Consider the following 229-nt stretch of genomic DNA (forward strand, 5'->3'; position numbering starts at 1 on the left):
GCCGGCCCTGGCAGTCGCAGACGTTGGGATTGCTATGGGATCGGGAACCGATGTCGCAATTGAAACGGGTGGCATCGTCTTGGTTAAAAACAGTCTCAAGGATGTCGTCAAGGCGCTGACGATTGCTAAAAAAACTTTTGCGCGCATCAAGCTGAATCTGTTTTGGGCGCTGATCTACAACTTGATCGGCATTCCGATTGCAGCCGGCGTCTTTGCACGTTGGGGACTG

The 229-nt window shown here is 52.8% G+C and carries 1 pseudogene; it reads left to right on the top strand.

The features are described 5' to 3' along the window. Window positions 1-229 (top strand): annotated as a pseudogene (locus tag LI126_RS15255) (hypothetical protein); the annotation flags it as partial.

Source organism: Mediterraneibacter sp. 210702-DFI.5.30 (genome assembly GCF_020560115.1).
GTDB classification, from domain to species: domain Bacteria; phylum Bacillota; class Clostridia; order Lachnospirales; family Lachnospiraceae; genus Mediterraneibacter; species Mediterraneibacter faecis.